Annotated in this window: 12 protein-coding genes; 10 read left to right on the forward strand and 2 right to left on the reverse strand. The window is 68.0% G+C overall.

Going from position 1 to position 12,969, the window contains the following annotated elements; genetic code table 11:
- Positions 1-248: 248 nt before the first annotated feature.
- Positions 249-902, reverse strand: coding sequence for a cholesterol catabolism transcriptional regulator KstR (gene kstR, locus ACIP5Y_RS34880; RefSeq protein ID WP_400356645.1), 654 nt, complete (start codon positions 900-902; stop codon positions 249-251).
- A 161-nt stretch (positions 903-1,063) separates the two neighbouring features.
- Here kstR and ACIP5Y_RS34885 point away from each other — a divergent pair, with 161 nt between their 5' ends.
- From ACIP5Y_RS34885 to ACIP5Y_RS34915, 7 genes are read left to right on the forward strand one after another with little or no spacing between them, the layout of a single operon-like run.
- Entirely contained in the window at positions 1,064-3,223 is a 2,160-nt protein-coding gene (locus ACIP5Y_RS34885; protein WP_400356646.1) for an acyl-CoA dehydrogenase, read from the forward strand.
- Between the two features lie 26 nt (positions 3,224-3,249).
- Positions 3,250-4,335, forward strand: a complete 1,086-nt coding sequence (locus ACIP5Y_RS34890) for an acyl-CoA dehydrogenase family protein (protein ID WP_400356647.1) — start codon at positions 3,250-3,252, stop codon at positions 4,333-4,335.
- Positions 4,320-5,489, forward strand: a complete 1,170-nt coding sequence (locus ACIP5Y_RS34895; RefSeq protein WP_400356648.1) for an acyl-CoA dehydrogenase family protein — start codon at positions 4,320-4,322, stop codon at positions 5,487-5,489. The genes ACIP5Y_RS34890 and ACIP5Y_RS34895 overlap by 16 nt, the downstream gene beginning before the upstream one ends.
- A 9-nt stretch (positions 5,490-5,498) precedes the next feature.
- Positions 5,499-6,446, forward strand: coding sequence for a bifunctional MaoC family dehydratase N-terminal/OB-fold nucleic acid binding domain-containing protein (locus ACIP5Y_RS34900; RefSeq protein WP_400356649.1), 948 nt, complete (start codon positions 5,499-5,501; stop codon positions 6,444-6,446).
- A complete protein-coding gene (locus tag ACIP5Y_RS34905; protein WP_400356650.1) occupies positions 6,443-6,871 on the forward strand; it encodes a MaoC family dehydratase in 429 nt (142 codons plus the stop codon). Before ACIP5Y_RS34900 ends, ACIP5Y_RS34905 begins: the two co-directional genes overlap by 4 nt.
- Positions 6,868-8,055 (forward strand): lipid-transfer protein, encoded by a 1,188-nt coding sequence (locus ACIP5Y_RS34910; protein WP_400356651.1) that lies wholly within the window; start codon positions 6,868-6,870, stop codon positions 8,053-8,055. Before ACIP5Y_RS34905 ends, ACIP5Y_RS34910 begins: the two co-directional genes overlap by 4 nt.
- Positions 8,056-8,103: 48 nt before the next feature.
- Positions 8,104-8,415, forward strand: a complete 312-nt coding sequence (locus ACIP5Y_RS34915) for a hypothetical protein (protein ID WP_400356652.1) — start codon at positions 8,104-8,106, stop codon at positions 8,413-8,415.
- On the opposite strand, the gene ACIP5Y_RS34920 is transcribed toward ACIP5Y_RS34915, so the two are convergent.
- Complete coding sequence (locus ACIP5Y_RS34920) at positions 8,393-8,995, reverse strand: TetR/AcrR family transcriptional regulator (protein ID WP_400356653.1); 603 nt, start codon at positions 8,993-8,995, stop codon at positions 8,393-8,395. The two genes, ACIP5Y_RS34915 and ACIP5Y_RS34920, sit on opposite strands and share 23 nt — an antisense overlap.
- 76 nt (positions 8,996-9,071) lie before the next feature.
- Between ACIP5Y_RS34920 and zapE the strand changes: the two genes are divergently transcribed.
- The 3 genes from zapE (at position 9,072) to ACIP5Y_RS34935 (ending at position 12,899) form a co-directional block, all read left to right on the forward strand.
- Entirely contained in the window at positions 9,072-10,022 is a 951-nt protein-coding gene (zapE, locus tag ACIP5Y_RS34925) for a cell division protein ZapE (RefSeq protein WP_400356654.1), read from the forward strand.
- Between the two features lie 247 nt (positions 10,023-10,269).
- Positions 10,270-11,421, forward strand: coding sequence for a glycosyltransferase family 4 protein (locus ACIP5Y_RS34930; RefSeq protein WP_400356655.1), 1,152 nt, complete (start codon positions 10,270-10,272; stop codon positions 11,419-11,421).
- Positions 11,421-12,899: a UDP-glucose dehydrogenase family protein gene (locus ACIP5Y_RS34935; protein ID WP_400356656.1), complete on the forward strand. Its 1,479-nt coding sequence runs from the start codon at positions 11,421-11,423 to the stop codon at positions 12,897-12,899. Before ACIP5Y_RS34930 ends, ACIP5Y_RS34935 begins: the two co-directional genes overlap by 1 nt.
- The last annotated feature ends 70 nt before the right edge of the window (positions 12,900-12,969 follow it).

Raw genomic sequence — 12,969 nt, forward strand, 5'->3', positions numbered from 1 at the left:
GGGCGCGAGTGATGCTACTGGGTGCTGGTTGCCCCCTTGTGTGTGCGGTGATACATAGCGTTTACAAAGTCACCCCGTGTCGTTCACCGAATGCCCGTTCTACGCGCCGGTAATCATCGAGTATGCGGCGCTGACCTGGGCTTTTCCGGTAAACGACAAGGGAGGCCTGCCCGGCTCTCCGGCCCGGGCAGGCCTCCCTCGAATTGCGAACGCACGCCGTGCGTTCTACGTCTTGCCTCCGTACGGAGCTACTCGTTGCCTCCGATGAGGAGGTCGACGGTGAGCTCCAGGCGCTCGGTCACATCGGTGGCGGACGCGCGACGGGTCAGCCACGCAACCAGATTCGACAGCCACACGTCGCTGATGACGCGGGCGATGGCGAGCTGCCGATCGGTGGGCGTCTCCTCGGCCAGCGCGCGGGCGAAGAAGCGGTCCATCACCTTGCCGACCCGATCGACCTCGGCGGCCGCGGAGGCGTCGGCGAACATGAAGGCGCGCGTCATGGCCTCGGTGAGCAGCGGGTCGCGCTGCATGGCCCGGGTGACCTGGGTGAGCAGCAGGTGCATGCGTTCCTGCGGGGTGACACCGGGGAGCGGTTTGCGCCGGCCTTCGAACTGCTCGAATTCACGGGCGAGGGCGGACACCAGCAGGTGCACCTTGGACGGGAAGTACCGGTACAGGGTGCCGACGGCGACATCCGCGCGTTCGGCGACGGCCCGCATCTGGACCGCGTCGTAGCCGCCCTTGGAGGCCAGGGCGAGGGTGGCGTCGAGGATGCGTTTGCGCCGGTCGCGCTGCGCCGCCGAGCTCAGGTCCTCCTCGCTGAGGGTGGTGACGGGTACGGCGGCACCGCGTGCGGCGCCCGCCCCGTCGGCGGCCTGCGATCGGGAGGGACTGGCCATCGGTAGAGAGTCCTTTCCTGCACGAATCGTCCGGCTTCTTCTCACCCGGCGTCGCCGGGCACGAGTTCGTACCGCGTCGGGACGGCGCTTGACTTCCGCCCGGCTCGAACATTAGAACATGTTCTAGGAGTGGAAGTCACGCCGGAAAGGCGGTATGGAGTGTGACCATAGCCACCACTGACGAGCATAAAGCCGTCCAGGACTCTATGCGTGGATGGGCCGCCGCGGTGCGGCCAATTGCAACAATGCGAACCGGAGCGCCGGATTATTGGCGCGAATACTGGTCGCGCCTGGCCGATCTCGGAATTTTCCGAGTCGCCGTCGCCGAGGAGGCGGGCGGCGCGGGCGGTACCGTCGGCGATCTCGCTGTCCTGGTGGAGCAGGCGGCGCACGATCTGGTTGGCGGACCGGTGCTCTCGACGGCGCTGGCGGGACTCGTTGCCGGCGAGATGCTCGACGAGAATACGCCATGCGGTATCGCCCTCGAGGGCGAAATCGCGGTATCCACCGGTGAATCCGTGGTCCGGGTGTCCGGCACCTGGGAGGCGGTGCTCGGCGCCGCGCCCGGTACCGCCGTGCTGGTGCCGGTCCGAGACGGTGACCGGCGACTCTGGTGCCTGATCGAACCCGATGCCGACGGCTTGCGGGTGGAGCCGCTACCGGCGCTGGACCTGAGTTCGCCACTGGCGCGGGTCGAGTGCGCGGAAGTTGCTGTGTCCCAGGATCACGTCTTCGAACCGGGGCTGCCGGTGCTCGATCTGGTCGCGGTGCTGATTGCCGCGGAGGCCGCCGGACTGGCCGGTTGGTGCCTGGAAACCGCGACCGAATACGCCAAGGTGCGTGAACAATTCGGGCGCAAGATCGGTGAATTCCAAGCGATCAAACATATTTGCGCGTGGATGCTGTGCCGGACCGAGCAGATTCGCGCCGTGGCCGCCGATGCGGCCGCCGCGGTCGACACTGGTGGTGCGGAACTGCAGTTGGCCGCGGCCATCGGTCTGACCGTCGCGCTGGACGCGGCGGTGGAGACCGCGAAGGACTGTATTCAGGTTCTGGGTGGAATCGGTTTCACTTGGGAGCACGACGCGCACCTGTATCTGCGCCGGGCCACCGCCCTGCGTCAGCTGGTGGGCGGCAGCGCCCGCTGGCGGGCCCGGGTGGCCGAGCTGACCCTGCGGGGTCACCGGCGCACGGTGGGCCTCGACCTGGGCGAATCCGGTTCCGAGGGCGATTCGGCCTGGGAAGAGCTGGGCCTGGATGCCGCCGAGGCCGCCGTGCTGGCGGCCGAGCTGGCCAAGATCGGGGCGCTGCCGAAGTCCGAGCAGCGCACCGCGCTGGCCGGGGCGGGCCTGCTGGCCTCGCACTGGCCCGCGCCCTACGGCCGGGGTGCGGGACCGATCCTGCGGACCCAGCTGGACGACCAGGTGCGCAAGGCGGGCATCGAGCTGCCGGAGCTGGCCATTGCCAACTGGGCGATTCCGACGCTGCTGCAGTGGGGTACCCCGGAGCAGATCGAGCGGTTCGCCATGCCGACCCTCACCGGTGAGGTGATCTGGTGTCAGCTGTTCTCCGAGCCGGAAGCCGGTTCGGATCTGGCGGCCCTGCGCACGGTGGCCGAGCGGGTCGAGGGCGGCTGGCGGCTGCAGGGTCAGAAGGTGTGGACCTCGCTGGCGGACAAGGCCACGTGGGGAATCTGCCTGGCGCGCACGGATACCGAGGCGCCGAAGCATCGGGGCATCAGTTATTTCCTGGTGCGCATGGACAGTCCGGGCCTGGACATCCGTCCGCTGGTGGAGATCACCGGTGAGGCGCGGTTCAACGAGGTGTTCCTGGACCAGGTCTTCGTTCCGGACGAATGCTTGGTCGGTCAGCTCGGCAATGGCTGGAAGATCGCGCGTTCGACGCTGTCCGCGGAGCGGGTGGCCATGGGCGGCAAGGGAATCGGGGACGAGCTGGAGGCGCTCATCGCGGCGGCTCCGACCTCCGGGCCGGGCGCCGAAGTGGTGGCCGATCGCCTGGGCGGGCTCATTTCAGAATCTGTAGCCGGAACTTTGCTGGAAGCTCGTGCGGCAAAAAAGATGCTGGCCGGCGAAGATCCTGCCGCGCAGAGCAGCGTACGCAAACTGGTCGGTGTTCGACACCGGCAGGCGGTAGCCGAATTTGCCGTCGAATTGTCCGGTGCGGCGGGCGCTCTCGAAACCGATGTGGTGAAAGAATTCCTGCTCACACGCTGTTTGTCGATTGCGGGCGGTACCGAGCAGATTCTGTTGACCGTCGCCGGTGAACGGATCCTCGGACTGCCGCGCGAGTCGCACGGCTAGCCCACACCTCTACCGGGAGCATGGAATTGGACTTCACCAGGGACGAGAGCCAGGACGCTGTCGCCGAGGTTGTTGTAAGTTTGCTAGAGCGTGAAAGCGCGCGTGATAGTGCATTATGGCCGATTTTCGCCCAGAGCGGTTTGCTGGCCGTGCCGCTACCGGAGCGCTTCGGCGGTGACGAAATGGGCCTGCTCGAGGTCTCGGCCATGCTCACCGAGCTGGCCACCGACGCGGCGCAGATCCCGGCGCTGAGCACGCTGGGCTTCGGCGTGCTGCCGCTGCTGGCCGTGGGCGTGCCGGATGCGGTGGCGGAGAAGGTGTTTCCCGCCGTCGCGGAGGGTGCGGTGCTGACCGCCGCCCTGCACGAGACGGGCGCGCCCTTCACCGTGAAACCGGAGACGACGGCCGTCAGTGACGGTTCCATCGTCCGCATCACCGGCCACAAGATCGCGGTGCCGTACGCCGACACCGCACGCTGGATCCTGGTGCCGACCGATGCCGGTATCGCCCTCGTGGACGGCGACGCGGCGGGCATCACCCGCACCGTGAGCCCGACTTCCGATGGCGTGCCGGAGTTTTCGCTGCAGTTCGATCAGGTGCAGATTCCGGCCGGGCAGTTGCTGCCCGGCGGGCTGGCCGAACTGCACCGGCTGGCGCTGGCCTCCATCGGTTCGGTTGCCGACGGTCTGCTGAAGGGCGTGATCGCGCTGACCGCCGAACATGTCCGCACTCGTCAGCAGTTCGGCCGTCCGCTGGCCGAATTCCAGGCGGTGGCCCAGCAGATCGCCGATGTGTACGTGACCTCGCGCACGCTGCACGCCGCAGCGCTGTCGGCCAACTGGGCGCTCGCGCAAGAACTCTCGGCCGACGCCGGGAACGTCTCCGCGGAACACCGGGAGCGCACGGACGACGACCTCGACGTGCTCGCCTACACGGTCGCCTCGGAACTGCCCGCGGCCCTGCAGAAGTGTCATCACCTGCACGGCGGCATCGGCGTCGATATGACCCACCCGCTGCACCGCTACTACTCACAGGCCAAGGACATCGCCCGCTGGCTGGGCGGCGAATCGTTCCGGCTGGATCGTTTGGGAGCCAGATGTTCATCGATCTAACCCCTGAGCAGCGACAGCTCCGGGACGAATTGCGTTCGTACTTCGCCGGTCTCGTGACTCCCGAAGAGGAAGCCGCGATGCTGGACAACCGGCACGGTGACGCCTACCGGGCCGTGGTCAAACGAATGGGCTCCGACGGCCGGCTCGGCGTGGGCTGGCCGAAGGAATACGGCGGGCAGGGTTTCGGGCCCGTCGAACAGCAGATCTTCTACAACGAGGCGGTGCGCGCCGACGTGCCGGTGCCGCTGGTCACCCTGCTGACCGTCGGCCCGGCGCTGCAGTCCTTCGGGACGCCGGCGCAGAAGCAGCAGTTCCTGCCCGGAATTCTCACGGGCGATATCCATTTCGCCATCGGCTACTCCGAGCCCGAGGCCGGTACCGATCTCGCGGCGCTGCGCACCAGCGCGGTCCGGGACGCGAACGGCGACTGGATCGTCAACGGCCAGAAGATCTTCACCACCGGCGCGCACGAGGCCGACTACATCTGGCTGGCGGTCCGCACCGGCACGGTCGAATCCCGGCATCGGGGCATCACGATCCTGATCGTGGACACCAAGGATCCCGGCTTCTCCTGGACGCCGATCATCACCGCGGACGGCGCGCATCACACCAATGCCACCTACTTCGACAATGTCCGCGTGCCCGCCGACATGATCGTCGGCGAGGAGAACGGCGGCTGGAAGCTCATCACCACCCAGCTCAATCACGAGCGGGTGAGCCTGGGCCCGTCCGGCAAGATCGAGCAGCTCTACGAGCGGGTGCGGGACTGGGCGCAGCGCCAGGGCGTGCTTGGCGAGAACGACGTACGCCGCTCGCTGGGGCGCCTGCACGCCATGGTGCGGCTCAACGAGCTGCTGAACTGGCAGGTCGCCTCGAATATGGAGCGGCCGGACGTTTCCCAGTTCGAGGTGGTGGCGGATGCCTCGGCGACCAAGGTGTACTCCACCGAGGCGCTGCAGGAGGCCGGCCGGCTGGCCGAGGAGATCGTGGGCCGCTTCGGTGATCCCGCCGAGCCCAAGACCGCGGAACTGCTGGTCTGGCTGGATCGCCGCACCAAGCAGAACCTGGTGGTCACCTTCGGCGGTGGCGTCAATGAAGTCATGCGCGAGCTGATCGCTCAAATGGGCCTGCGGTTGCCGCGCGTCCCCAGATAGGAGTCACCTGTGACGCAGAGCTTCACGGCCGACGAGATTCGGGCGGCCGTCGAGAAGATCAAGGCCGCGGGCGAGTCCGCGGCGCGGGTGGCCCGGGATCCGGTCAACCAACCCATGATCAACAACTGGGTCGAGGCGATCGGTGACGCCAATCCGATCTACGTGGACGCCGAGGCCGCCCGCGCGGCCGGGCATCCCGGCATCGTCGCGCCGCCCGCCATGGCACAGGTGTGGACCATGCCCGGATTGCACGGCGTCCGGGCCGACGACGATCCGATGACCCGCACCAACGAGCTGTTCGACGCGGCCGGTTACACCTCGGTGGTCGCCACCAACTGCGAGCAGATCTACCACCGTTACCTGCAGCTCGGCGAGCAGGTGACGGTGCGGTCCACCGTGGACGAACTGGTCGGGCCCAAGCGGACCGGGCTGGGTGAGGGCTGGTTCACCACCTATCGCACCAACTACTACGTGGGCGAGGAACTCGTCACCGAGATGTTGTTCCGGATGCTGAAGTTCGCACCCGGCACGGCAGCCCAGCAGCCTTCCTCCGCCGACGATCTCAGCAAGCGCGTCAAGCCGACCGTCTCGAAGGACACCGAATTCTTCTGGGACGGTGTGAAACTCGGCGAGCTGCGCATCCAGCGCAAGCCCGACGGCGCCCTGCAGCATCCGCCGATCCCGGCCATCTGGCAGGACAAGGCGCAGCAGAGCGATTACGTCGTGGCCTCCGGCCGCGGCACGGTGTTCAGCTTCGTGGTGCACCACGCGCCCAAGGTGCCCGGCCGTCAGGTGCCGTACGTGATCGCGCTCGTCGAGCTCGAGGAGGGCGTGCGCATGCTCGGTGAGCTGCGCGGCATCGACCCCGCCGAGGTGGCGGTCGGGCTGGCCGTCGAGGCCGGTTTCGAGGCGCTCGACGACGACAACACCGTGCCCTACTGGAAGGTTGTCCGATGACTCTCGCCGAACACGCCGCCGTGCAGGTCGGAACGACCCTGCCGGAGTTGGCGATTCACGCCGACCCGACCTTCGTGATCAGCTCGGCGCTGGCCACCCGCGACTTCCAGGACGTGCACCACGACCGCGACAAGGCGGTGCAGCGCGGGTCCAAGGACATCTTCGTCAATATCCTCACCGACACCGGCCTGGTACAGCGTTTCGTCACCGACTGGGCCGGGCCGCGCGCCATCGTGAAGTCCATCGCGCTACGCCTCGGCGTGCCGCTGTACGCCGGTGACACGCTGACCCTGTCGGGCACGGTGATCGCCGTCGACGCCACCACCGAGGGCGTGGAGGTCACCGTCGAGGTGGTCGGCAAGGACAGCCTCGGCGACCACATCACCGCGAAAGCCGTTCTCTCCCTGCAGGAGGCCCGCCAGTGAGCGCCCCCAGCTCTCCCCTGAGCCGCAAGGCCGCCATCGTCGGCATCGGCGCCACCGATTTCTCCAAGGACTCCGGCCGCAGCGAATTGCGGCTGGCGGCCGAGGCGGTCACCGCCGCCCTCGCCGACGCGGGCCTCACGCCCGCGGATGTGGACGGTCTCACCACCTTCACCATGGACACCAATACCCAGGCCGCGGTGGCCCGGGCGGCGGGCATCCCGAGCCTGAAGTTCTTCTCCAACATCCCCTTCGGCGGTGGCGCGGCCGCCGCGACCGTGCAGCAGGCCGCCATGGCGGTGGCGACGGGCGTCGCGGATGTGGTTGTCGCCTATCGCGCGTTCAACGAGCGCTCCGGTAATCGCTACGGCCAGTTCGCCACTCATCTCGCCACCGGCAATCCATCCTCGTCGGGTGTGGACAATGCCTTCTCCTACACCCACGGTCTCGGCACGCCCGCAGCCCAGGTGGCCATGGTGGCCCGCCGGTACATGCACGTATACGGCGCGCGCAGTGAGGATTTCGGCCGCGTCGCGGTCGCCGACCGCAAGCATGCCGCGGTGAATCCGGCCGCTCACTTCTACGGCAAGCCGATCACCCTCGAGGAGCACCAGGCTTCCCGCTGGATCGCCGAGCCGCTGCACCTGCTGGACTGCTGCCAGGAGACGGACGGCGGGGTAGCGCTCGTCATCACCAGTGTGGATCGGGCCAAGGATCTGCCGCAGCGGCCGGCCGTGATCGCCGGTGCCGCACAGGGTTCCGGCGCCGACCAGTACGTCATGACCAGCTACTACCGGGACGCCATGACGGGCCTGCCCGAAATGGGCCTGGTGGGTGACCAGCTCTGGTCCCAGTCCGGTCTCCGTCCCGAGGATATGCAGGCCGCCATCCTCTACGACCACTTCACTCCCTTCGTGCTGATGCAGCTCGAGGAACTGGGTTTCTGTGGCCGCGGTGAAGCCAAGGACTTCATCAAGGACGGCGCCATCGAACTGGGTGGCCGTCTGCCCTTGAACACTCACGGTGGTCAGCTGGGCGAGGCCTACATCCACGGCATGAACGGCATTGCCGAGGGTGTCCGGCAGCTCCGCGGCACCTCGGTGAACCAGGTCGCGGGCCTGGAGAACATCGTCGTCACCGCCGGAACCGGCGTCCCCACATCGGGTCTGGTCCTCACCGCGAACTGAGCCGGACGCGTAGATTGGTTCCGGTCCGACTCTGGGGAAGGGACCGGAATGACACTGCTCGACAAACTGAACGATCTGCCCGGCGTGAGCGCTCTGATCGTGTACGGGGAGCCGCACACCACGCCGGACGGGTCGACCATCATCACGGTCACCAATTACGCCACGGTGCTCGGCCCCCGCCCGATGGGCGTGTTCGTCGTGCACGGTGGTGAGGTGAAGTGGGAGCCGGCCGTGGACGCCGGCCGCATCGCCATCCTCGGTGTGGCGACGGGCCTGATCGCGGCCACGCTGGCCACGGCCGCCATGCTGCGCCGGCCGCCGTGGCCGGACACCGTGATCAGGATTTGGAAGCGCTCCTGAGCTGAGTCGCCAGGACACCGGCGAGCTGTCGCACGCTCGCCGGTGTGCCGGGTGTGAGATTCGTTCTGGCCCCGGCGAATCGGTCGAAGACCAGACCTTCGATCACGGCGATGAAGTCGGCCGCCGCCGTCGCGGGTGAGCGCGCGCCGAGCGATTCGAAGAGATCCGTCGCCTGCCGGTGTGAGAACAGGCAGCCCGCGAGCCGGGCGTGCAGTTCGGCGTCGCCGAGCAGGTCGACGATGAGCGCGTGCCGCGCGATCAGCTGATTGCGCCGTTGTGCCAGTAGTCGATCCAGCCAGTCGGCGATGTCCCGGGCGATGCCCTCCGCTCCGACGTCCTTGCGCAGTGTGTCGTTCGCCTGTGCGGCAGCGAATTCCGTGCGGGAGCGGGTGGCGATGCGTTCCACGATGGCCTCGACGAGTGCCCGCTTGGTGCGGAAGTAGTAGGACGTCGAGCCGGCGGGGAGTTCCAGCGCGGTGTCCAGGGCACGGTGGGTGAGGGCCCGAAGTCCTTGTTCCGCAATGAGATCGATGGCGCTGTCGACGATCGAGGTGCGCCGGTCTGCTGTGGAAGTGGTCACGTTCGCTCCTCCGCGGATCCTCGAGCCTCTACAACTATAGAGGTAACTCTACGGGTGTAGAGGCTGGAGGATTGTCATGGATGCCACGGAGATCGTGCTCGACCCGGATCAGCGACTCGTCGCGGACCGGCTGGCCGCCATTGCCGCCCGGGGCGGCAAGCGGTGGCAGCACCCGCGCGGGCTGTACGTCCACGGCGGTCCGGGCCGCGGCAAGACCATGCTCATGAACCGGTTCTTCGACTCGGCGCCCACGGAACGCAAGCGGCGGTACCACTTCCACCGCTTCTTCGCGCAATTGAACGCGGGCATCCACACCCACGGTTCCATCGACGCCTCGGCCGAGGCCCTGCTGGGCAATGCCCGGCTGCTGTGCTTCGACGAATTCCATGTGCACGATTCGGGTGATGCCAGGCTGGTCGCCCGCCTGCTGGACCTGCTCTTCGCCCGCCGCATCACCCTGGTGGTGACCTCCAATTACCCGCCCGAGGAGCTGCTGCCCAACCCGTACCTGCACGCCATGTTCGTGCCGACCATCGAGCGGATTCTCGAGCACCTCGACGTCGTCTCGGTGAACGGCCCGCTGGACTACCGGACCCTGGGCGGCCGCCGCATCGGATTCGGGGCCGGGCGGTACGTGATCGGCGATCCGGGGGTCACCGATCGGGTGGACGTTCCGATCGCGCATCGGCTCATGCACGCCCGCGCGGCCGGGAGCGGTGCGCTGACAGTCGATTTCGCGGAGCTGTGCGGGATACCGGTGTCGGCGGCCGATTTCCTCGAACTCGCGGCCGAGTTCCGGCGCTGGACGGTCTGCCGCGTCCCCGCCATGGACACCGTCGCACCGGACTGGGTGATGCGTTTCGTGAACCTCGTGGACGTGCTCTACGACGCCGATCTGGAGCTTTCGGTCTACGCCGAAGTCCCGTTGCCGGAATTGGGCGCGGAGCTCGGGCGGGTCCCTGACCTGTATCGGACCCTCAGCCGGCTCGGGGAACTCCGGGTTGGGGAGGCCGCTGTCATCGGTTGAACCTGCCGTCCGGGACGGTTGTGCGAAGGGATGGCGACGGCTCGGTGAACACGCCGACTTGATCGACGCGGAGGATTCACGCGCCGTCTACGCGGAGGGGGGCCTGCGTTGCAAGCCACTTCTTACCGTGCAATCAGGAGCAGCACCGAACCGGAGGGGACCGATGCGAATCCGCGAGCAGGCAAGGGATTCCGAGCCGCGGAACCCGAGCATACCGAGTAACCCTGGCATCCGGAAAAGTCCCCGGTTGCGTGTCCTGGTCGTCGCCGAGTCCTTCCTTCCCCAGGTCAACGGCGTGACCAATTCCGTTCGGCGAGTGCTGGACCATCTGGCGGCCAAGGGCCACGAGGCGGTGCTACTGGCGCCCACCGGGCCGGAAAAGTATGCCGGGTTCCGCGTCCATGTGGTGCGCGGGGCCCGGCTTCCTTTCTATCGGGATTTCCGTATAGGCCTGGAGACCCGGCGTCGTTTGCGCAAGATCATCCGGGAGTTCCAGCCGGATGTCGTGCACATCGCTTCCCCGGCGACGCTGGGTTATCAGGCGGCGAAGGTCGCGAACGAACTGGGCATTCCGACCGTCGCCATCTATCAGACCGATCTGGTGGGTTTCGCCGAGCGCTACGACCTGCCCGGCGGCGTCCGCACCATGACCGCGCTGACCCGCCGCATCCACCTGCGGGTGGATCGCACGCTCGCGCCCTCCACGGCGAGCCTGCGGCAGCTGGAGCTGATGGGCATCCCGGGGCTGGCCCGCTGGCCGCGGGGCGTGGATCTGCAGCAGTTCGGGCCGTTCCGGCGGTCGGAAGAACTGCACCGGCGGCTCGCCCCCAATGGTGAACTGCTGGTGGGCTATATCGGCCGGCTCGCTCCGGAGAAGGAACTCGAACTGCTCACGCATGTGCAGTCGCTGCCCGGGGTGCGCCTGATCATCGTCGGCGGCGGACCCGAGGAGAAGCATCTGCGGAAGCTGCTGCCGCGGGCGGAATTCCTGGGTGTCCTGCACGGTGACGAACTCGGCGCGGCCTACGCCACGCTGGATGTCTTCGTGCACACCGGCCGGCACGAAACCTATTGCCAGGCAGCGCAGGAGGCGATGGCCTCCGGTGTGCCCGTGGTCGCGCCCCGCGCGGGCGGCCCGATCGATGTGGTGTCGCCCGGCGCCGGCTTCCTCTACCCGCCCGGCGACGCGGAGGCCATGACCGGTCTGGTCCGCCGCCTGGTGGACGACGCCGAACTGCGCGAGCGGACCGCGGCGACCGCGCAACGCAGCGTCAAGGACCGCTCCTGGGCGGCCGTCAACGACCTTCTGATTCGCCACTACCGCGAGGTCATCGCGGAGCGACTGCTGCCGGATGCGTCCGGCGAGCTCCGTGAGCCGCTCACCAAGGAGGCCTCCTGATGCTCCGCATCTCCGTCATCGGCACCGGCTATCTGGGTGCCACGCATGCCGCGGGTATGGCCGAACTCGGCTTCGAAACCCTGGGTGTGGACAACAATCCGGCCAAGGCGGCGGCGTTGTCCGTGGGCCGGGTGCCCTTCCATGAGCCGGGACTGCCCGAGCTGCTGTCCGGCCACGTGGCGGCCGGACGGCTGCGTTTCGGCACCTCGCTGGTCGAGGCCGCACGGTTCGCGGACATCCACTTCCTGTGTGTGGGAACGCCGCCCGGCGCGAACGGCGCGGCCGATCTGTCGCAGCTGTATTCGGCGCTGGACGGGTTGGTGCCGCATCTGACCCGCAACTGCCTGATCGTCGGCAAGTCCACGGTGCCGGTGGGTACCGCGGAGGCGCTGACCGAGCGGATCGCCGAGCTTGCGCCGGCGGGTATTTCGGTGGATCTGGCCTGGAACCCGGAGTTCCTGCGCGAGGGTCACGCCGTCTACGACACCCTGCACCCGAACCGCCTGGTCTTCGGCGTCACCACGCCGGACGCGGAATGGGCGCTGCGCCAGGTCTATTCGACCCCGATCGCCGGGGGCTCCCCGGTGGTGATCACGAATATGCCGACCGCCGAGCTGATCAAGGTGTCCGCCAACGCCTTCCTGGCCACCAAGATCTCATTCATCAATGCCATGGCCGAACTGTGCGAGCTGACCGGCGCGGATGTGACGCTGCTGGCCGAGGCGCTCGGCCACGACGACCGCATCGGCCGCAAGTTCCTCGGCGCCGGACTGGGTTACGGCGGCGGCTGTCTGCCCAAGGATGTGCGCGCGCTCATCGCCCGCGCCACCGAACTGGGGGCGGGGGAGTCGGTAGACTTCCTGCGCGATATCGACGCGGTGAACCTGCGCCGCCGGGAGCGGGTGGTCACCGACACCCTGGACATCCTGCGCGGCAGTGCTTCCCGCTGGGGTCGCGCGGTGGGCGTGCTGGGCCGGGTCGGGGTGCTGGGCGCGGCGTTCAAGCCGCTGTCCGACGATGTCCGTGATTCGCCGGCGCTGGATGTCGCGGCCCGGCTGCATGCCGCGGGCGCGGAGGTCACCGTATTCGACCCGGCCGCAACGGTTCCCGCGCGGGCGGTGGCCCCGCAGCTGGTCTATGCGCCCAATGCGGCGGCGGCGTTGCACGGGGCCGATGTGGTGCTGCATCTGACCGAGTGGAGTGAATTCCGCGAGCTGGACCCGGCTTTCCTGCGGTCGGTGGCGCGCGGGCGCACCATCATCGATGCCCGCAATACCCTGGATCCGGCGCCGTGGCTGGCGGCGGGCTGGGATTTCCGTTCGCTCGGCCGCCTGGTGGAACCGCGTCCGGCCCCGGCGCGCATCGATTCCACTCCGGTGCGCATCGATAAGGTCGTGCCGATCACTCAACCGGCGCAGGAGCCCTGGACCACTTCGGCGTTGACGCGGCTGCGCGCCAGGGTGCGCCGTACTGCTTGATCGATTCCGGTCCTGCGTGGCACGAACGGTCCGTACGGAGACTCCGTACGGACCGTTCCTGTCGGTAGCC

Origin of the sequence: Nocardia sp. NPDC088792 (assembly GCF_044750615.1) — a bacterium.
In the GTDB taxonomy this organism is placed as follows: Bacteria; Actinomycetota; Actinomycetes; order Mycobacteriales; family Mycobacteriaceae; genus Nocardia.